Genomic DNA, 20,536 nt, shown 5'->3' on the forward strand with positions numbered 1-20,536 from the left:
CCGAAGGCGTATTTCTATTGTATTTCCACTGTATTTCCTAAAATCCCCCTTGCCCCCTTTTTCTAAGCTTTCGTCCTTAAATGGGTTTACGTTTCCAAAGGGGGATTTGACCCGTATCTTGCCGTAGACGTATTTTGAAAATACCTATTTGAAAATATTTTTCTAACTTGAATACTATGAAAGGTTTGATAGGACTTCTTTTAATCTGTTTTCTGATGATTTCTTGTAAATCCGAGAAGAAAGAAAAGACAATCTATATTGTTCGTCACGCAGAAAAACAACTGGTTCAGGATTCGGATCCGGACTTAGCTCAGGTCGGGTATATCCGGGCTAAGAAGCTTGCTCAAATCCTGAAAGATCAGGAAATCAAACACATATTCAGTACTAATTACAAAAGAACTCAACTCACTGCACAGCCAACTGCTGAACAAGCTGGTGTAGAAATTCAATCCTATGAACCTTCCAACCATGATGAGTTGGTTGATAAACTCCATGAATTGGAGGGAAATGTACTGATTGTAGGACACAGCAATACAGTCAGTCGCTTGGCCAATTACTTTATCGGTGAAGGTGAAAAATTCAATGACCTTACCGAAGATGAGTACAACTTCATTTATGAAGTCAAACTCAGCAAAGATGGTTCGGCGGTATTAAGGAAGCTCTACAAGGATTATTAAACCACCACCAATTCAATTCCTTTTTCCTCCAGCTTTTCACGATAGATTTCGGGTATACCGGAATCAGTAATAATTACATCTATATCCTCCAGTTCGCAGATTTTTCCAAAGCCTTTTCTGCCAAATTTCCGGCTGTCTGCCAAAATGATCGTTTTCTGAACAGACCGGATCATCTGAGCATTTAAATGAGCCTCCATCATATTGGAGGTTGTCAAGCCATGTTCCAAACTAATGCCATCCACACTCAAAAAAAGTTTGCTGCAAGCAAAACTCTTAAGCATTTCTTCTGCATAGTGTCCCACTACAGAGCTACTACTTTTTCTGACAACCCCACCTAACTGAACTAACTCTACATCCTGCATATCAATCAGGGCTAAAGTTACATTCATCGCCGCGGTCAAAACAGTCAAAGGTTTATTTCTGGGAATAGCCTGGGCTAAAGCGACCACCGTGGTGCCAGAGCCAATAATGATGGCCTCATGATCTTCAATATAACACAAGGCTTTCTCTGCAATTTTGGACTTCTCCTCTACTTGCTCCAACTTTTTTACCTGAACAGAACGGTCAGAAACATAAGGTGAAACTGAAGTTGCACTGCCATGGGATCGATACAAAAGCCCCTTATCCTCCAAGACTTTTAGGTCCTTTCGGACAGTTACCATAGTGACATCCATAGCCTTGGCTAAATCTGAAACAGTCACAAATCCAGCCTTGTCTAATTCCTCCAAAATAAAACGATGTCGCTCTGCCTGTGTCATATCCAATGAATTTTGACTAAATTAAATAAAAGAAAGCAAAATGGAGGAAAAATCTATTTTTTACTTTCTTTTAGTTTCTTTTTATTTCTTTTTGAATTATTTTTATTGACAAATGAATAGAGAAGAAAACATTAAGCAAATTTCTGATACTTCCCGAGTTTGGGATATTGCTGTGATTGGAGGAGGGTCTTCCGGTTTGGGAGTGGCATTAGATGCCATATCCAGAGGATTGACCGTGGTATTGTTGGAAAAAGCTGATTTTGCAAAAGGAACCTCTAGTAGAAGTACCAAACTGGTACATGGAGGCGTTCGCTACTTAGCCCAAGGCGATATAGGCTTGGTGCTGGAAGCCCTAAAGGAAAGAGGCAAACTTTTGCAAAACGCCCCTCACCTGACAGAAAACCAGCCTTTTATTATTCCCATCTACACTTGGTTTGACAGAGTTCAATACAGCGTGGGTTTAAAGATCTACGACTGGATGGCAGGTTCACTAAGATTGGGTAAGAGCAAATTCATATCAAAGGAAGAAACCATCAGACGCCTACCTGCAGTCAAACAAAAAGGACTGAAAGGAGGAGTGGTTTACCACGATGGACAGTTTGATGATGCCAGACTAGCCTTGGCCATAGCGCAAACTGCAGATGATGCCGGAGCCTGCATTCTCAATTATGCATCCGTCAAAGACCTGATCAAAAATGAAAATGGGAAAATTACGGGTTTGAAAGTCAAGGATGAATTGGACGGTACCAATTACACTCTTCAGGCTAAAATGGTAGTCAATGCCACGGGAGTTTTTGCTGATAAAATTTTACAAATGGACCAGCCCGGATCCCCTAAAATGATCCAACCTAGTCAGGGCATTCACTTGGTTATGGATATGGATTTTCTGGGTGGAAAAGACGCACTGATGATTCCCAAAACCAAAGACGGAAGAGTACTTTTTGCAGTTCCATGGCATGGAAAACTGGTAGTAGGCACCACAGATACACTTCGCGAAAAAGCCAAGCTGGAACCCGAAGCTTTGGAAAAGGAAATTGACTTTGTCTTAGAAACAGCAGCGGGTTACCTAGCAAAAGCCCCAACCAGAAAAGATGTAAAAGCTGTTTTTGCAGGATTGCGTCCATTGGCAAGACCTAAAGAAGGCAGTACCAAAACCAAGGAAATATCAAGAAGCCATAAGGTGATCGTTTCGGAAAGTAAGCTCGTGACTCTCACTGGTGGAAAATGGACTACCTACAGGAAAATGGGAGAAGATACAGTCGAACATTTTCCTGAAATCTCAGGTGAATTATTAGTACCGAGCCAATCCTTTGAAATGAAAATTCATGGCTTTACCGAACGCGTGCCGGAAGGTCATTGGTCGGTGTATGGCTCTGATGCCAAAGAAATAAAAGGACTGGCAAAAAGCAATCCCGAGCTTTCTGAAACAATTCACGCTGATTTTCCAAACCTGATGGCTGAGGTTCTTTGGGCTGTTAGAAATGAGATGGCAGTCAGAGTAGAAGATGTTTTATCCAGAAGAATTCGAATGCTCATTTTAGATGCTCAGGCCGCCTTGGACTCTGCTGAGAAAGTAGCTAAACTCATGGCCAAAGAGCTTCAAAAAGATGAAAATTGGATACAGGAAGAGTTAATTGCATTTAAGAAAGTCGCCGAAAAGTATTTAATTAAGGCTTAGAATTTTTCTTTTTAACATAAATCCAGACAATGACCCAAAATAAACCCTACATCATGGCCCTTGATCAGGGAACCACCAGTTCCCGAGCGATCATTTTTGACAAAAAAGGGCAAATAGTATCTGTAGCACAAAAGGAATTCAAACAACACTTCCCCAAACAAGGCTGGGTAGAACATGATCCTGAAGAAATATGGAAATCCCAGTCCTCTGTGATGATAGAATCAGTGGTCAATAAAAGCATTGGCATCGATCAGGTTGCAGCCATAGGCATTACCAATCAGCGTGAGACCACCATCGTTTGGGACAGAAAAACCGGGAAAGCGCTTTACAATGCCATTGTTTGGCAAGACAGAAGAACTTCCGCCTATTGCAATGAATTGAAAGATAAGGGTTATTCAGAAATGATTGTTTCCAAAACAGGATTAATCATTGATTCTTATTTTTCAGCTACCAAGATCCGTTGGATTTTAGAGAATGTAGAGGGAGCTAGAGAAAAAGCTGAAGCTGGAGAACTAGCCTTCGGAACCGTAGATTCCTGGATTATTTGGAAACTCACTAAAGGAAATTGTCATATTACAGACATCACCAATGCCAGCCGGACCATGTTGTATAATATCCATGATCAAAGTTGGGATGATGAATTACTTCAACTTTTTGACATACCTAAGTCTATGCTTCCCGAGGTAAAGTCCTGCTCTGAGGTGTATTGCGAAACAGCAGGTGATGTGCTAAGTAGTAAAATCCCTATCGCGGGCATAGCAGGAGATCAGCAGGCGGCACTTTTCGGGCAACTCTGTACGGAGCCGGGAATGGCAAAAACCACTTATGGCACCGGCTGCTTTTTAGTCATGAATACTGGAAAGGAGGCTGTTAGGTCAAAGAACCAATTACTTACAACGGTCGCGTGGAAAATTGGAGATGAAATTAATTATGCCCTCGAAGGCTCCGTATTCATCGGAGGTGCAGCAATCCAGTGGCTAAGAGATGGAATCGAGCTTTTTGGAAATGCCAAGGAAACTGAAAAGTTGGCCCTAAGCCTGGAAGACAATGACGGGGTCTATTTCGTGCCTGCTTTGGCAGGTTTGGGAGCTCCACACTGGGATCAAAATGCAAGAGGAGCATTCTTCGGAATTACCAGGGGAACAACGATTGCACATTTTACCAGGGCTGCTTTGGAAGCCATTGCTTATCAGGTTTATGATGTGCTGAAAGCAATGGAGAAAGATGCCGGAGAAAAGACTAAAGAACTCCGGGTAGACGGAGGAGCTACTGCCAATAATTTTCTGATGCAGTTTCAGTCGGATCTTTTGGAGTGCGAAATCAAAAGACCGGAAATCATTGAAACAACAGCTATTGGAGCAGCATTTTTGGCCGGATTAGCGGTCGGATTCTGGAAAGACCGAAAAGAAATTCAGGAACTTTGGAAAACAGATAAAAGCTTTCAGCCCGATATGGAAATAGAAAAACGGGAAAAATTCCTACATTTTTGGCACAAAGCAGTGGAAAGATCAAAAAACTGGGTAGAATAGCATATGAATCCATACGTTGCAGAATTTATAGGCACGGGCCTATTGCTTTTATTAGGCTCAGGAGTGGTAGCCAATATGGTTTTACCACAGACTAAGGGAAATAATTCAGGATGGTTGGTCATAACCACTGCTTGGGGTTTTGCTGTTTTTACAGGGGTAGTGGTAGCCGGACCTTATAGTGGGGCACATTTGAACCCTGCCGTTACTATCGGCCTTGCCATGGCTGGAAAATTTGATTGGGCCTTAGCTCCCGGTTACATAATAGCTCAGGTTATAGGAGCAGGCATCGGTGCTTTTCTATCTTATGTTGTCCATATCGACCATTTCAAAGCCAGTACAGATGCAGGGGAGATTGCTGCTCCGTTTGGAACCAGTCCCGCAATTCGAAATCTGAAGAATAATTTTATTTCAGAATTGATTGGCACATTTGTTTTGATTTTTGTCATCCTTTATATCACAGGGGCTACAATTGAAGACGCCAATCAAACTCCCATAGGGCTGGGTTCTGTAGGTGCTCTTCCCGTTGCAATTTTGGTTTGGGTAATTGGTTTGGGCTTAGGCGGAACTACCGGCTATGCCATCAACCCTGCCAGAGATTTGGGACCAAGGATTGTACACCAACTTTTACCTATAAAAGGAAAAGGATCCTCTGATTGGGCTTATGCATGGGTACCTATAGTAGGCCCGATTGTAGGAGCTGCTTTGGCAGCCGTTCTGTATTTATTGGTTGGAAGTTAAATTATTTACGATTTGAGAGTTCAGATTTACAGTCGTTTAGTATGATGATGTCGAAAAATGAAATTCTTGAACGAAGACTAATTGAATGGTAAACTCTTGAACTCTGAACAAATGAACAATCCAAACTTCAGATTATACTCAAGATTACTTCTTATTCATCTCCATATAATCCACCGTCAAATAGCTAAGCGTTCTTACCCCTAAAAGAAATCCGCTTTCATCTATAAAAAAATCCGGTGTATGATGAGAAGGCGTAGTCAAAGGATCTCCGCCTTTTTCCATACCTCCCAAAAAGAAAAAGAAACCAGGCTTCTCTCTTTGAAAAAAGCTAAAATCTTCAGCTCCTGTGACCGGAGGCATTGCAATCACATTCCCTTTACCAGCTGCTGATTCTACTGAGGGCAGTACTTTCGCAGTCAACTCAGGTGGATTCACGGTTGAAGGATAAAGCTTACCAATGTTTACATCGGCTTTTGCCCCTGCACTTTCTGCAATATTGGTGATGATTTCTGTAATCCTACGATGAACCAACGCCTGCTGCTCATCCCCGAAAGTCCGAATTGTACCGATCATTTCCACTTTTTCTGGGATGATATTATGACGGATACCCCCATGAATGGCACCCACTGTCACTACGGCCGGGTTCTCGGTAATATTCACATTTCTCGATAAGATCGTTTGCAAACCCATAATAGCTTGTGCTGAAGTTACAATTGGGTCAACACTAGACCAGGGTGACGCTCCATGCGCTTGGGTTCCGGTGATCGTCACATTCAAATTATCTACTGCTGCCATAAAAGGCCCGGATCGGTATCCAATTTTACCAGCCTCAATTTGAGCCCAAATATGCAATCCAAAAATAGCGTCTACATCTTCCATCACTCCCTCTTTTACCATAAGTTCGGCACCGGCAATATCCACATCATATACTCCTTCTTCGGCAGGCTGAAAAATAAACTTCACAGACCCCTTTAACTGATCTTTCATACTTGCCATCACTTCAGCCACTCCCATCAAAATCGCCATATGGGAATCATGCCCACAGGCATGCATTACTCCTGTTTCCTGTCCATTGTAAGTAGCGGTATTCACAGATTTGAAGGGTAAATCATTCCTATCTGTCACTGGAAGTGCATCCATATCTGCTCTTAAGGCCACCATAGGACCAGGCTTCCCTCCTTTAAGAACACCCACCACGCCAGTTACAGCCACATTCTCTGTTACCTCCATTCCCAAAGATCGAAGATGGTCCGCAATAACTTTGGCTGTCCGGAATTCCTGATTTCCCAATTCTGGATATTGATGAAAATCCCTTCTCCACTCGATCACTTTGGATTCTATAGAAGTCGCTTTTTTATCAATGGCAGGCTTCAAGCTCGACTGTGAAAAAGCGGTAGTGGAAAGTAATAAAAAGGGAAGTATCAGTCGTTTCATGCGTTTATAATTTGTTTTTTAGAGGTCAAATGAAATACCCAGGATAATCATCCCCCTCCCGAAACAAGTTCGGGACAAGTTGTGTGAGATTTATTCTCATGGGCATTTAATGAGTAATTAATTTTCAATGGATTTTCAATATACAAAATCCAGTATCACCTGAAGAAAAAATTAAAGCCCCAAGCCTATTTAGACTTGGGCTCTTTCAAATATTAAATATATCCGGTTCTGCCAGTAAGAGGGAAATACGGCTAATTATCGGCAAAAAGGATCAGAATCCGGAAGCTTCGCCTGCCTGCCGTGGCTGGGTCTTCGGTCATCGGTCTTCCAATGGGTCAAGCAAAAAAAATATGGCAACTGAGAAGATTGCGGATAATCAGAAAAAATATTCGCACTACTTGTTCATATAATCCACTACGAAATAACTCATCACCCTCAAACCTAAAATAAATCCACTCTCATCTATGTAAAAATCAGGAGTATGATGTGAAGGAGTTTTGGTGGGATCTCCCCCTTTTTTCATACCACCCAAACCGATAAATAGGCCTGGTTTTTCCCGCTGGTAAAAGCTGAAATCCTCAGCCCCTGTTACAGGTGGATTAACCCGCACATTTTCTTTCCCTGCAGCAGCCTCTAAAGTAGCCAGCATTTTGCTGGTGAGATTAGGGTCATTCACTGTGGATGGATATAGTTTTTGAATGCTTACTTCTGCTCTGGCACCGGCACTTTCGGCAATATTAGTAGCTATTTCTGTGATTCTTCTGTGTACTAGAGCTTGCTGCTCTTCTCCAAAAGTTCGTATGGTCCCGATCATCTCCACTTTTTCAGGAATGATATTATGTCGAATGCCTCCATGAATAGCGCCTACTGTTACCACAGCCGGATTTTCTGTGATATTAACACTTCTGGAAAGAATAGTTTGCAAACCTGTCACAATCTGAGAGGAAGTCACAATTGGGTCCACTCCTGACCAAGGAGAAGCTCCATGAGCCTGAGTCCCATGAACTATGATCTCCAAATTATCAACCGCAGCCTGTGCCGGCCCGGATCTATAGCCTATTTTTCCCACTTCGGTTTGGGCTGAAATATGTAGACCGAAAACAGCATCCACATCATCCATCACTCCTTCTTCTACCATTTGCTTCGCACCCCAAGTAGTCACTCCAGGTTCATAAATCCCCTCTTCAGCAGGTTGAAAAATAAATTTGACATTGCCTTGTAATTGGTCTTTCATATCAGCTAGAATTTCGGCAACACCCATTAAAATAGCCACATGGGTATCATGCCCGCAAGCATGCATGACGCCAGTTTCCTGCCCATTATAAATGGCCGTTTTCGTAGATTTAAAGGGTAAATCAACTCTCTCGGTTACCGGTAAGGCATCCATATCAGCCCGAAGTGCAACAGTAGGTCCTGGCTTCCCTCCTTTCAAATATCCTACTACTCCAGTCACGGCCACTCCTTCAGTTACCTCTATCCCTAAAGACCTCAAATGATCAGCGATTTTTTTAGCAGTTCTTACCTCTTGATTCCCGAGTTCGGGATTTTGGTGAATATCTCTTCTCCATTCAATGACCTTGGACTCAATTTCGGCAGCTCTTTTATCTATAGCAGGTCGAAGTTTTGTTTGGCCAAAAGCCATACCACTGAGCAGAATAAAGGGAATTATCAGTTTTTTCATAATATGATTGGGGTTTAAAAAGAAAAGCAAGTTAGATATTTCTGATTTTTACAAAGAAACATCAGGAAAAAATACCTTACTACCGAACCAATTCGATCCAATCTGCTTTTTATGGAAAAAGCTTTTCTATGGAATTAAAAAATAAAACCGCCATTGTCACCGGTGTCAGCAAGGGGATCGGTCTCGAACTTGTTAAATTATTATTGGAAAAAGGAGTAACAGTAGCAGGCTGGAGTAGAAATCAGCCTGAATTGGAGCATCCCAACTTTCACTTTTTCACTTGCGACGTTTCTCAGGAGGAAAGCGTTGAAAAGGCTTTTCAGGCTACTACTCAAAAATTGGGAACTGACATTCGCATCTTGGTCAACAACGCAGGCTTTGGTGTAGCTGGAGCGACGGAATCTTTTTCTACAGAAGATTGGAAAGCAATGTTTGATACTAACGTCCACGGTATTTTCTACACTACCAAAAGAGTAATCCCCGGCATGAAGACTGCAGATGAAGGGCATATTCTGAATGTAGCTTCCATTGCTGGGCTAAATGGTGTGAATCAATTTGCCGGATATGTAGGAACCAAACACGCCGTGAGAGGAATTTCCCATTCCTTATATATGGAGTTGCGTGACTTTGGCATCAAAGTATCAACCATCTATCCTGGCTCTATTCAGACCAATTTCTTTGATGATATTCCTGGCGTAGATGCTCATGAGAACATGATGCGTCCGATTGATGTAGCAACTACCATTGTTCAGACTTTGGAAACGCATCCTAATTACTTTGTGGTGGATGTAGAATGCAGACCTTTGAGACCTAGGGGTAAGAAGTAAGTCTGAAATCTAAAATCAGAAGTCTGAAAAGACTTGACTAAAGGCAGCTATCAAAAACTGAGTACTTAAATACTTGCCTTTCCACAGGCAATAACTATTTTTGTCCTAGACCTTCTCAACCGGGTTTTTGCCCATGCCATGCGGGTGAACTCCCGGTTGGTCTCTTTTATAGCCTATGTCCTTAGAAGTCTCTCACTTATGTAAGAATTACGGTTCTCAAAAGGCCTTGGATCAGGTGACTTTTTCTGCTTCGCCTGGGAGAATTCTTGGGTTTCTGGGACCTAATGGCGCTGGCAAATCCACTACCATGAAAATTATTACTGGATATATAGCCGCAGAAAGCGGTCAAGTCCAAGTCATGGGAAAAGATGCCTTGGCTAATCCTAAAGAAGTGAGCCCTCTGATCGGTTATTTGCCAGAAAAAAACCCGCTCTATCAGGATATGTATGTGAAGGAGTTTTTATCCTTTGCTGGCGGACTTTATGGTCTTTCTGGTTCACAACTCAATAGCCGTCTAGCAGAAATGTTGGATAAAACAGGCTTGATTCCAGAACAACACAAAAAAATCTCCCAGCTTTCCAAAGGTTATCAACAAAGGGTAGGATTAGCCAAAGCTTTAATTCATGATCCTCAGGTAGTGATCTTGGATGAACCCACCACCGGGCTGGACCCCAACCAACTGGTAGAAATTCGCAAGTTGATTCAGGAGGTGGCTAGAGAAAAAACTTTGATCCTCTCCACCCATATCATGCAGGAAGTGGAAGCTATCTGCCAAGATGTGGTCATCATCAATAAGGGAAAAATATTGGCCGCAGACTCCTTGCAAAATTTACAATCCGGTAATCAGCAAAGCACCTTATCCTTGGAAACTGAGGAAGAGCTTCAGCTTGATTGGTTTACAACTATTGGAAAGGTCGCTTTTGGAAGAAAGGGTCCGAATGAAATTCAAATTCAGGTATCAGATCCCAATGCTGGAAGAAAAGCTATCTTGGGAGTTGTCTCAGATCGAAATTTGAATTTGGTTAACCTGAGCCAAAGCAAGAAAAATTTAGAAGAACTATTCCGGGAAATCACCAAATGAAAAGCCTATTCATTAAGGAAATCAATGCTTTTTTCGGTAGTCTCTTAGGCTATTTGATTCTAGCCTTGTTTCTTGTCGCCATAGGCTTGATCGTATGGGTTTTTCCCGAAACCAGCGTCTTGGATTATGGCTATGCCGATTTAGAGCCCTTATTTACTTACACTCCTTATGTATTTACTTTTTTGATCCCAGCGCTCTCCATGCGTGCCATTGCTGAGGAAAAAAGAAACCAAACGTGGGAGCTATTAAGAACTGCCCCACTTTCACTGACTCAAATTATTCTGGCCAAATATTTAGCATTGCTTTGCCTAATTATTTTGGCCGTACTGCCTACCCTGCTATACTATATCAGTATTGTTCAGCTGGGAGATCCGATTGGTAATTTGGATCAAGCCGGCTTTTTTGGAAGCTGGATTGGATTATTGATGATCGGTGCCGTCTTTGGTGCCGTGGGAATTTTTGCTTCCGCACTAACCTCACAACAGGTGGTAGCATTTGTATTGGGAGTTTTTCTTTGCTTTCTGATCTACTTTGGCTTCACGGCAATTGCTGATTTGCAGCTGGGAGCTATTTCTTATTGGATAGAAGAAATCAGCCTCAGCTATCATTATGTCAATCTAAGCCGTGGAGTGATTGACTCCTCTGATCTCTTCTTTTTGTTAGGGATGATTTGGCTGTTTTTGGGAGCCTCCATTTTAGTGTTGAAAAATAAATGAGTCGGTATTTCGGACATATCACCAAATCTTGGGGAATCCTGCTTGGAGGACTGCTGCTTTTGATTGCAGCAAGCCAGTTGCTTCGTTTCAGACTTGATTTGACGGAGGATAAACGATACTCACTTCACCCGGCCACGGAGGAAGTTTTGGCGCAGCTAGAAACCCCTCTTCATGTGGAGATATTATTGGTCGGAGATCAGCTTCCCGGTGGAGTGAGGAGGCTTCAAAAATCCATTGAAGAAACTGTTAGAACCTTCAATGCATACAGCAGCGAAAAAATAACTTTTTCCTATTTCGACCCATTGGGTTTGCCAGCAGAGGAGCAGCAGGAATTTGTGGTTCAATTGGCAGATTACGGAATCAACCCGACCAACTTGATGGTCAATCAAAATGCAGGGCAGAAAAGTCAATTGATTTTCCCCGGAATTCTAGTCTACAATGAAGAATTTGAAACCGGTGCTTTGGTGTTGAAAGGCGAAGAGGGAATGAGTCAGGAACAAATCCTGAATCAATCCATCGAAAACCTGGAGTTTGAATTAAGCAATGCTATCAGAAAACTAAGTCAGCCTAGCTCTGCAGCCATCGCTATGCTCATCGGCCATGGAGAAATGGCGGAAGATGATGGATATGGTCTGGTAGAAGCTTTAGATGGTGATTTTGAGATTTTCAAAGTACCCTTGGAACAAGCACGAACAGTAGAGGACCTCATTAATTTTCAAATCATTTTCATTCAAGGTCCGCGAGAATCTTACACAGAAAGAGAAGTTTATCTGCTGGACCAATATGTGATGCAGGGTGGTAATCTGGTAATTTTGAGCGATGGGGTTGCCGTGGATATCAATCAGGCAGGAGGAGAAGGAACATTAGCAATGCCTTTTGAAAACGGCTTGGAAAACCTCCTTTTCAAATATGGAGTGCGAATCAATAAGGATTTGATTCAAGATTTGAACTTTGGCTATTTCCCAGTGATGGGCGGGAATTTTGGGAATCAGGAACAATTAGTCCCTTTACCTTGGCCATTTTATATTCAGGCCAGCAGAATGCAGCAACATCCTATCACCAAAGGCTTAGATGTGGTGTACATGCGATTTGTTAGTAGTTTGGATACCGTATTGGCTCAGGGAATTCGCAAGACTCCTTTGCTGTTTAGCTCAGATTTCGCGAGAATTATCCCGGCTCCAGCTAGAGTGGCTTTTCGGGATATGCAGGAAGAGCCTAATGTAGATCAATTTGCTGCTCGAAACCTTCCTTTAGCCTACTTATTGGAAGGAGAATTCACCTCCTTGTTTAAAAACAGGTTTATTCCTGAAGAATTTGCCCAAGAAAATTTCAAAGAAAATGGATCAGGCAAAGTAGTGGTAATAGGAGATGGCGAGGTATTTCAGAGTCAAAAAGACCCAGTTTCGGGTGGAATGCTAACATTGGGAGACGATCCATTCAATCAACTGGTTTTTGCCAATAAATTATTACTGAGGAATCTATCTCAATATTTAATTAATCCAGAAGGGATTATTGCTTCCAGAAACAAAGCTTTCCAAATTCGACCATTGAATAAAGTGAAGGTGACTCAGCAAAAAAGTTTTTGGCAGACCATCAATGTTTTGGTGCCCGTTCTGATATTGCTGATTGCGGGAGGATTGATCTCTACTTGGAGAGTTAGAAAGTTTTCTAAAAAAACTATCTAGCTTTAATTTCAAGAAATCAAGATAATATTTGTATATGAAAAGCGTTTACGGACTTTTCAATCCGATTTTATTTATAAATTTACCCCCATTCCAAAAGTAAAATACAACTAAGCCCTACGATATGAAATTTATTGTTTCCTCTTCTGCCCTTTTAAAGCAGCTTTCGGCGATCAATGGTGTAGTCACCACCAATCCGGTAGTTCCGATTTTGGAAAATTTTCTTTTTGAAATCAAAGACAGTTTATTGACAATTACTGCTTCTGACCTTCAAACTTCGATGATTACTGAAATCAATGTGGAAGCAAAAGAAGACGGAAATATCGCAGTACCTGCAAGGATATTGATCGAAACTTTGAAAAACCTCCCGGAGCAGCCTGTGACTTTCAGCATTGATCATGACACTTATGCAGTGGAAATCAGCTCTGACAATGGCCGCTATCGATTGGCTGGAGAGAACGCCACAGACTTTCCAAAAATCCCAACTGTCAATAATGCGACTACTGTGGATATGTCCACAGAAGTACTTTCCAGTGCTGTTTCCAACACGATTTTCGCAACCAGTTCTGATGAATTAAGACCCGCAATGACAGGGGTATATATCAATTTGAGTGATACCAATACTACTTTTGTGGCAACTGACGGACACAGATTGGTTCGCTATAGAAGAGTGGATGTGGCTTCTTCCAGTCCAGCAAGCTTGATCATCCCGAGAAAAGCGCTCAATCTTCTAAAATCCACTTTACCCTCCGAAAATGTACCGGTTAGTGTGGAGTTTAACCAATCGAATGCCTATTTCAAGTTCAACAATATTAAAATGATCTGCCGTCTGATTGATGAGAGATTCCCGGATTATGAAAACGTGATTCCAGCGGATAATCCAAACATCATGACCATCGATCGACAGGATTTATTGAGCTCACTTCGCAGGATCGCGATCTATGCGAATAAGACTACACATCAGGTAAGATTGAAATTGACAGGATCGGAATTGATGATCTCTGCAGAAGATTTGGACTTCTCCAATGAGGCCAATGAAAGATTGTCCTGCGAGCATGATGGCGAGGATATCGAGATCGGATTCAACGCCAAGTTTTTGGTAGAAATGTTGAACAATCTTTCTTGCAAAGAAGTCAGCTTGAAATTTTCCGCACCAAATAGAGCAGGGTTGATTTTGCCTGCTGAGCAAGACGAAAATGAAGATATCCTGATGCTCGTGATGCCGGTGATGCTGAACAACTACGTGTAATTAATCAACCAAACAACCTTATAGCTTAAAGCCCGATTCTGCATTTGTGGAATCGGGCTTTTTTATCCTTAGAGGTCTCCAAAAACCCGGTAGAATTATTCTAAAAATTGAAATCTTCAAATAGGCCAAAGCGATATCAAAGAATACTTCCTAGCTGTTCCGCTTCTCTGGAAGCAGAATATTTCTTTTTAAAAATATCCTTATCCTTGACTTGATTGTTTCAAAGATTTGAAACATATTCTAACACCATTTTTAATTAATAGAATATGTGGAGAAATTTAATCTTCATTTTGCTTTTTGTCTTTTACTCCTGCACACAAAAGACTGATCAATTTTCATTTACTCCTTCCCAAGTAGATAAGCCGCTATTAGTCTCTGAAATAGGAAAAAACTTGGATATCATTGAGGTCAAAACGAAGTATCCTATTTCAGGCACCCCTACTATCCTCAAATCTGATCGTTATTTTTATTTGTTTGAAGAAGGGATTGTATTTAGTCTTCATCAGATAGAAAAGAATGGTGTAATAAGAAAAAGTATTGATTTTGGATTTGATGATAAATTGAATGCCAATGCAATTACCCAGATCATCACTCAAAATGATAGCATTGGAATAATCACCTATGGCCAGCAAATCACTTGGTTAAATGAAGAATTAAAAGAGATTGGAACAGAGAAACTACCATTCAAGGCTAAAGTTCATTTCAGAAATAGTTCCAATACAATAGCGTACACAAATGGTATAGATGATGGAGAATGGGATATTTTAACCTATGGTTCCAGGGGGACCAAATCCTATTTTTCTATTGATAAAAATCGGTACCACTTTTACAACCAGACTTTCTCCCCTTTTTCCAATTGGAATGGAAAAACACTATTCTCTCAGGCATTTAATGATACAATTTACATTTGGGATCAAGTCGATTTCAAACCGCTATTTCAGGTAGATTTTGGAGCAAATGCTGTAACAAAAGATAGATTTTCCCAAATTCAGGGTGCCATGGATATGCTTCAGCTTTTCAATGAAAAGAAATACAGCTATTTACTAGGTGAAATCTATGGCTTGAATGGGAATAGAATACTATTCGGACTGAGTCAAAAAGGGAATCAAGCTTTGGGTTTATTGGATTTTAATTCTGAAGAATTGAAAATCTATCGTGGTTTGGTCGACAATTCAATTTCTGGGATCAATCTATTTGCCCCTCAATTTGTAGAGGACGGAGTTTTGTATTTTGGTGTTTCCGGAGAGCGGATTAAAGAGAATTCCGATAGGCTACCGGATTCCTTTAAACATAGATTATCCAAGGATTATGCAGACTCCTATTTTATTTATTGTTTGGAGCTTAATGATTGAAAACCAATAAAATTTCCTAATCAAACTGCTTCCCGAGGTGGAGATTAAACCTTCGAGGTCTTCAAGACCTCAAAGGTTCTTTTTCGTATCCCTCAACATTTTCAGATACAAGCCCTCCACTCTTTCTCTGGCCCAGGGAGTTTTTCTCAGAAAAGATAAACTGGACTTGATGGATGGATTATGCGTAAAGCAATGAATGGTAATCCGCTCTCCGAGTTCTTCCCATCCGTAATGAGCCACGAGCTGTTCCAAAATGGTATCCAGCCGAAGGCCGTGAAGAGGGTTGTTAGGTTGATGTTCCAAGGGAAAGGCGTTTAGTTAATGGTTAAAAGTTATTGGTCATTAGAAATTGCACATGGGTCATTGAACCGGCTGAATCAAATCCCACAAATTCCCATAAAGGTCTTTGAAAACCGAAACGATTCCGAATTCTTCCTTAGCAGGTTCCCGAATAAATTCCACACCTTTGGAAATGTAGTTTTCATAATCCCGATAAAAATCATCGGTATACAAGAAAAACATCACTCTTCCTCCTGCCTGCATTCCGATTTGCTTTTCCTGGGCTTCATTAGCAGCTTTTGCCAAAAGTAGATGGCAAGTCGAACTTGGAGGTGACACTCGAACCCAGCGCTTGGTTTCGGAAAGTTGGGTGTCCTCCAAAAGTTCAAATCCCAAAACATGGGTATAAAAATTAATCGCTTCGTCATAGTCTCTGACTAAGAGAGAAATTTGTCCGAGTTGTTGTTTCATTTTTCAAATTAAACCATACCTAATGGCATAAAAAAAAGGCCAACCTAAGAAGTTGACCTTTTTTTTATATTCATCTTTTCGATCTACTATGCTTCCACTTCTTCCAACTTTGGTGCAGCTGGAAAATCTATAGGGAATTGAGCCAAATTGTGGATATAGTTGGATATAGTTTTGTCTGCAATTAGGATAACCACATCGATCAAAGTGATTTCGCTATACCCTGCATCAAAAAATGCCTGCACAGCTTCATCAGATGCTGATCCACGATTTACGGTAATAGATTTGGCCAATTTCACCAAAGCATCAATTTTGGAATCAAAAGAGGCAGATCCTTTTCTCAATTCTAGGATTTGCTCTTCGCTAAAACCGTTCATTTTCCCTATGGCAGTATGGGCAGACTGGCAATATTCACAGCCATTCACCTGACTCACTACCAGATTTACAACTTCTTTCTCTTTTGCTTTCAAGCTTGTTTTTCTATTTGCCAAAGCAAGATAATCCGCCAAAGCGGTGTCGCTTTTTGAATAGTAGGAATATAAATTAGGAACAAAGCCAATGGCCTTTTCCAAGCCTGCTAAAATTTCCTGGTTCTTTTCTGAAACTTGATCTTTGCTAGGTAATTCAAAATTTTTCATTGTGTAACTCGTTTTGGTTTAAGTATACACAAAGATGATACATCGCCTATCCAACCAGTTAGTTCAATTTTCCTGAAAAGTTGGCAATTTTTCCCTAAACCAATTCTGCTTTGAATTCACTGGGAGATTTCCCTTCGTTTTTCTTGAAAAAACGGCTAAAGCTCTGAATATCTTCAAAACCTAATTCATATCCGATTTCTTTAATGGGCTTATCGGTATAAAATAATAATCTTTTAGCCTCAAGCATAATCCTATCATGGATGTAGCTCAAAGGGGTTTTCGAACTCATTTTTGAAAATAAATTTGCTAGAGTCTTAGGAGACTTATTGAGGAGTTCTGCGTATTCTTTGACCGTATGGATTTTTTTGAAATGCTTTTCCACCAAAAAATTAAACTCCCTGACCAAGTCGGAATCAAAAGAAGTGAGGTTTTTCAAATCGCTTTGCTCTTTATACAATCTGGTACATAGGATCAATAATCTTTTAAGAATCATCTGTAACATCTCCTGTTGCAAGTTATCCTGGGAGTTAATTTCTGAAACAAATACCTTCCAAAGAGTTTCAAACTGATCTATTCCATTTGCATCAAGAGTCAAAACAGGGACTTGACTCGAACCGAAAAATAAAATCCCCTTACAACCCACCTCTGAATCATGATCTAGCACACAATAAAATGGTCTGTTAAACCTCACCATTCTTGCCTTCCCCATAGATTTGACGTGAAGATGATGAAACTCTGTCAAACAAAGAATTTGGTTAGGCTGGAAGATTTCCTGCTTTCCATCTATGACAAAAATTGATTCGCTTTTAAACCAAATTAAAGTTTGGGAGGAGGCAACTGGTTTTTCTAATACTTGACAGTTCTGACTTGTAATCTCTTCCAGAATTAACTGCTCCTGATTAGGCCCCTGATAGTTCATTTCGAATATTTTTGATAGAAGATACTTTACCATCAAAAGGTTCCAACCTTCGAAGGATTCAGCTCTTACCCTTTTTCAACTTTCTTCCTCATCCAGATACAGTCAGAATTTGAAACCTTCGAGGTCTGAAAAACACCTCAAAGGTTAACTTCCTTTTGGATCAAAGACATGAACGGAAAAGTGTTCCTCTAAAAAACGATTGATCTTTTTATCCAAAGACCAAAGTTGCAGTCCGTTTTCCAGACACGCTAAAATAATGACAGTGTCAATAAGGCCTATTCCCTGATTCAACAGTTTGTATTTTTGGGAAAAAAGGCCTGCGTGGTATCCAAGATTTGAATCTTTGATTTTTGGTGTGTTTTGATAAAAAATGTCCAGTATTTCCATTTCTCTTTTCCCTCTTGCTCCCTGGACCAATTCCCCAAAAATGATATTCAAGGTCCAAACTGATCGTTGGTCTAAAAGACTCTGGCAGCTTGAGAAATAAGATGGATTGGCTTTGAAATACTCAATCCAAATGGAAGTGTCAAAGATTACGCCCATTAAGAATTGTTTTTATTCCTAAGTTCCTCTGCCGTCCAATAAAAGTCTAGGGGTTCAGCCACAATTTCCTGAGCAGCGGATCTAATTTTTTGAGTAGCAATATATTCCTCCAAAGCTATTCGGAGCGTTTCGCTGATGTTTTTCGCCTTAGAAAGCTCCATGGCTTCGGCAATCAACTCATCAGATATCAAGGCAGTTACTTTCATAGTATTAAGATTATGCCCTAATATACGATGATTGATCGTATAAATGTTTCACTATAAATCCTTTGAGGTCTCAGCTGTTCAGGATTTGTAATCCTGAACTTCGATCATAGGATTTTCAATCCGAATAAACCTTTTAGTTTCTGTTTTAAATAGAATTTGGATTTAGAGATTAAAAATCTCCGGATAGAGCTTCGAGATTGCAAATCTCGAAGAGCTGGTATGACACCTCAAAGGTTCTTGCGTTTTTTCAGCTTTCTGATTTCAGCTTTATGACTTACTCAACTTTCTTCCTTTCCCCCCGAAAGGTCCCATTAGGCTGAATAAAACTTACCGCGATGATCTCCCCATCTTTTTCCTCAAACTTCACCTTAAAACCTTCCAGGACCTTCAGGTTAAATTCATGCTCGCCGATATTGACCAGTTCGTACTCAGGCTGACCGGGCACAAAGGCATAGAGCTTTTCCTCCTTGATGTAAACCTTCACCTCCTGCACGCCCATCAGGAGGTAGGCTCCTTCGTACTTTTTCAAGTCATCCACCGAAAGCTCATTTGCCTTTGGTGTCCGCTTGAATTCGATCGGATCGAGGGTTGGTTCAAAAGCAGCTTTTAATCCGGAAATATCTCCGGTCATATTACTGACAAACTGAAAAGGAAAGGCATTGTCCTTATTGGGTTCTCCCTGATAAATCAGATACATATTGAAGGTGTCGTAATCTTTGTGTTCCAAGAATCCACCCAACAGCCCCGTCTGCACAAAGAGCGTATCATTTTTCAGGTCAATCTCCATCTTGCCATAGCCGGGATGTTCGTAAGTGCCGGTGTAGTCCATCAAAATGTGAGAAGGCTTGGTCAGGCTGACTTTGGCCGTAGAGTCGGCAGCCGCTTTCGCATTAGCTTGGGCTTCCTTGGCTTCCTCAAGTCGCTTGACGGTCTCGCCCAACCAATCTGCAGGCTCCAGATTCAGCATGCGATCGGCAATCATATTCCGGACGACATTGGGAAGGGGAGAGCCATTTTGATTGGTCAGAATCATGATCCCCAGGCTGTCTGTGGGGAAGAAGGATGCGGAAGCCGAGAAGCCGTCGATATTTCCTCCATGTTCCACTCGATAATGTCCCCGATAGGAAGCCAAAAACCAGCCGTAGCCATAGTTGGAAAACTGCACATCGGGATGCTCTTTGGAAGGGGTGCCAGCCGCCACGACCATCTGTGCACTCATGGCTTCTTTCACATAGTCTTCGGGGATAATTTGCTCACCTTTGAACTTGCCACCATTGATCCAGGTAATTAGCCAGTTGGACATTTCCGATACGCTGGAATTAATCGCTCCGGCAGGACCCATAGCTGCGATATTGTAGTAGTCCATTTTGCTTGTTTTTCCGTCCAGCTCCACCGAGTAGCCAAAGGACTTGTCGGCGTCTTTTTCCATGTCAGGAATGCGGAAATTGCTTCGGGTCATGCCCAGTTTGTCAAAAAAGAGTTCCTTCACGTTTTGCTCCCAAGTCTTACCCCTGAGTCTTGCACCAATTTCCCCTTGGAGGAAAAACATCCAGTTGTTGTAATACCACTGTTGCCGCAATCCGGTGAAAGGCTCCTGGAATTCGATGCGCTTGATCAGTTCAGCCTTGGACTCTGAGGGAAACATAAACCAGGAAAAGTCATGCCTCGGCAATCCCGTCCGGTGGGCCATTAGATCCTTCACGATGATTTGTTCATTCATCCAGGGTTCGGCAAATCGGAGTTCGGGGATGTATTTTCCGGGCCTTTCGTCAAAGTCGATTTTTTCATCCTTTCTCAAAACACCCAAAACTGCCGATGTAAAGGCCTTGGAAGAGGAACCGATGGCAAAAAGGGTGTTTTCTGTTACCGGGACCTGATTTTCCACATCCTTATAGCCAAATCCCTTGGCATAGACGATTTTATCCTTTTGAACAATAGCTACCGCAAAACCCGGTGTATTCAGCGCAATGCGGGCTTTTTCGAGTTCGGTTTCGAGTTGTTTAAAATTAAAATTTTTACTCTGTCCGTAACCGAAGGAAATCGATAGTAGGATCAGAATCGGAGTTAATAATTTTTTCATA

General features: G+C 41.3%; 20 protein-coding genes. 10 read left to right on the forward strand and 10 right to left on the reverse strand.

Going from position 1 to position 20,536, the window contains the following annotated elements; genetic code table 11:
- Positions 1 to 215: 215 nt before the first annotated feature.
- The gene (locus tag FL972_RS00015; RefSeq protein WP_250161248.1) at positions 216 to 677 is read left to right on the forward strand and encodes a SixA phosphatase family protein; all 462 of its coding nucleotides are present in this window, start codon (positions 216 to 218) and stop codon (positions 675 to 677) included.
- On the opposite strand, the gene FL972_RS00020 is transcribed toward FL972_RS00015, so the two are convergent.
- Positions 674 to 1,435: a DeoR/GlpR family DNA-binding transcription regulator gene (locus FL972_RS00020; RefSeq protein WP_144602142.1), complete on the reverse strand. Its 762-nt coding sequence runs from the start codon at positions 1,433 to 1,435 to the stop codon at positions 674 to 676. The two genes, FL972_RS00015 and FL972_RS00020, sit on opposite strands and share 4 nt — an antisense overlap.
- Positions 1,436 to 1,547: 112 nt before the next feature.
- On the opposite strand from FL972_RS00020, the gene FL972_RS00025 reads away from it, so the two are divergent.
- From FL972_RS00025 to FL972_RS00035, 3 genes are read left to right on the forward strand one after another with little or no spacing between them, the layout of a single operon-like run.
- Positions 1,548 to 3,113, forward strand: a complete 1,566-nt coding sequence (locus FL972_RS00025) for a glycerol-3-phosphate dehydrogenase/oxidase (RefSeq protein WP_144602143.1) — start codon at positions 1,548 to 1,550, stop codon at positions 3,111 to 3,113.
- A 29-nt stretch (positions 3,114 to 3,142) separates the two neighbouring features.
- Positions 3,143 to 4,642, forward strand: coding sequence for a glycerol kinase GlpK (glpK, locus tag FL972_RS00030; protein WP_144602144.1), 1,500 nt, complete (start codon positions 3,143 to 3,145; stop codon positions 4,640 to 4,642).
- Positions 4,643 to 4,645: 3 nt separating this feature from the next.
- Positions 4,646 to 5,380 (forward strand): MIP/aquaporin family protein, encoded by a 735-nt coding sequence (locus FL972_RS00035; RefSeq protein WP_144602145.1) that lies wholly within the window; start codon positions 4,646 to 4,648, stop codon positions 5,378 to 5,380.
- A 144-nt stretch (positions 5,381 to 5,524) separates the two neighbouring features.
- Here FL972_RS00035 and FL972_RS00040 read toward each other — a convergent pair whose 3' ends face one another.
- Both FL972_RS00040 and FL972_RS00045 read right to left on the reverse strand, forming a co-directional pair.
- Positions 5,525 to 6,814 carry an amidohydrolase gene (locus FL972_RS00040; protein WP_144602146.1) on the reverse strand — a complete coding sequence of 430 codons (1,290 nt, stop codon included), beginning with the start codon at positions 6,812 to 6,814 and terminating at the stop codon, positions 5,525 to 5,527.
- Between the two features lie 394 nt (positions 6,815 to 7,208).
- On the reverse strand, positions 7,209 to 8,495 hold the full coding sequence (locus tag FL972_RS00045; RefSeq protein ID WP_144602147.1) for an amidohydrolase: 1,287 nt from the start codon (positions 8,493 to 8,495) through the stop codon (positions 7,209 to 7,211).
- Positions 8,496 to 8,623: 128 nt separating this feature from the next.
- On the opposite strand from FL972_RS00045, the gene FL972_RS00050 reads away from it, so the two are divergent.
- The 6 genes from FL972_RS00050 (at position 8,624) to FL972_RS00075 (ending at position 15,402) form a co-directional block, all read left to right on the forward strand.
- A complete protein-coding gene (locus FL972_RS00050; RefSeq protein ID WP_144602148.1) occupies positions 8,624 to 9,322 on the forward strand; it encodes an SDR family oxidoreductase in 699 nt (232 codons plus the stop codon).
- A gap of 175 nt (positions 9,323 to 9,497) precedes the next feature.
- Positions 9,498 to 10,403, forward strand: coding sequence for a gliding motility-associated ABC transporter ATP-binding subunit GldA (gene gldA / locus FL972_RS00055; RefSeq protein ID WP_144602149.1), 906 nt, complete (start codon positions 9,498 to 9,500; stop codon positions 10,401 to 10,403).
- A complete protein-coding gene (gene gldF, locus FL972_RS00060) occupies positions 10,400 to 11,119 on the forward strand; it encodes a gliding motility-associated ABC transporter permease subunit GldF (protein WP_144602150.1) in 720 nt (239 codons plus the stop codon). Before gldA ends, gldF begins: the two co-directional genes overlap by 4 nt.
- The gene (gene gldG / locus FL972_RS00065; RefSeq protein ID WP_144602151.1) at positions 11,116 to 12,804 is read left to right on the forward strand and encodes a gliding motility-associated ABC transporter substrate-binding protein GldG; all 1,689 of its coding nucleotides are present in this window, start codon (positions 11,116 to 11,118) and stop codon (positions 12,802 to 12,804) included. The genes gldF and gldG overlap by 4 nt, the downstream gene beginning before the upstream one ends.
- Positions 12,805 to 12,925: 121 nt before the next feature.
- On the forward strand, positions 12,926 to 14,050 hold the full coding sequence (gene dnaN / locus FL972_RS00070) for a DNA polymerase III subunit beta (protein WP_144602152.1): 1,125 nt from the start codon (positions 12,926 to 12,928) through the stop codon (positions 14,048 to 14,050).
- A gap of 266 nt (positions 14,051 to 14,316) precedes the next feature.
- A complete protein-coding gene (locus FL972_RS00075) occupies positions 14,317 to 15,402 on the forward strand; it encodes a 6-bladed beta-propeller (RefSeq protein WP_144602153.1) in 1,086 nt (361 codons plus the stop codon).
- 69 nt (positions 15,403 to 15,471) lie between these two features.
- Here FL972_RS00075 and FL972_RS00080 read toward each other — a convergent pair whose 3' ends face one another.
- The 7 genes from FL972_RS00080 to FL972_RS00110 form a co-directional block, all read right to left on the reverse strand.
- Positions 15,472 to 15,705, reverse strand: a complete 234-nt coding sequence (locus FL972_RS00080) for a VF530 family protein (RefSeq protein ID WP_144602154.1) — start codon at positions 15,703 to 15,705, stop codon at positions 15,472 to 15,474.
- A gap of 57 nt (positions 15,706 to 15,762) precedes the next feature.
- Positions 15,763 to 16,152, reverse strand: a complete 390-nt coding sequence (locus tag FL972_RS00085; RefSeq protein WP_144602155.1) for a VOC family protein — start codon at positions 16,150 to 16,152, stop codon at positions 15,763 to 15,765.
- A gap of 86 nt (positions 16,153 to 16,238) precedes the next feature.
- Positions 16,239 to 16,787, reverse strand: a complete 549-nt coding sequence (locus tag FL972_RS00090) for a carboxymuconolactone decarboxylase family protein (RefSeq protein ID WP_144602156.1) — start codon at positions 16,785 to 16,787, stop codon at positions 16,239 to 16,241.
- Positions 16,788 to 16,881: 94 nt separating this feature from the next.
- Positions 16,882 to 17,706 carry a helix-turn-helix domain-containing protein gene (locus FL972_RS00095; protein ID WP_144602157.1) on the reverse strand — a complete coding sequence of 275 codons (825 nt, stop codon included), beginning with the start codon at positions 17,704 to 17,706 and terminating at the stop codon, positions 16,882 to 16,884.
- A gap of 144 nt (positions 17,707 to 17,850) precedes the next feature.
- Entirely contained in the window at positions 17,851 to 18,249 is a 399-nt protein-coding gene (locus FL972_RS00100) for a PIN domain-containing protein (RefSeq protein WP_144602158.1), read from the reverse strand.
- Positions 18,249 to 18,455: a type II toxin-antitoxin system VapB family antitoxin gene (locus tag FL972_RS00105; protein WP_144602159.1), complete on the reverse strand. Its 207-nt coding sequence runs from the start codon at positions 18,453 to 18,455 to the stop codon at positions 18,249 to 18,251. The genes FL972_RS00100 and FL972_RS00105 overlap by 1 nt, the downstream gene beginning before the upstream one ends.
- 274 nt (positions 18,456 to 18,729) lie before the next feature.
- Positions 18,730 to 20,535, reverse strand: a complete 1,806-nt coding sequence (locus tag FL972_RS00110; protein ID WP_144602160.1) for a serine hydrolase — start codon at positions 20,533 to 20,535, stop codon at positions 18,730 to 18,732.
- Between the last annotated feature and the right edge of the window lies 1 nt (position 20,536).

Source organism: Algoriphagus algorifonticola (assembly GCF_007655305.1).
Classification (GTDB): Bacteria; Bacteroidota; Bacteroidia; order Cytophagales; family Cyclobacteriaceae; genus Algoriphagus; species Algoriphagus algorifonticola.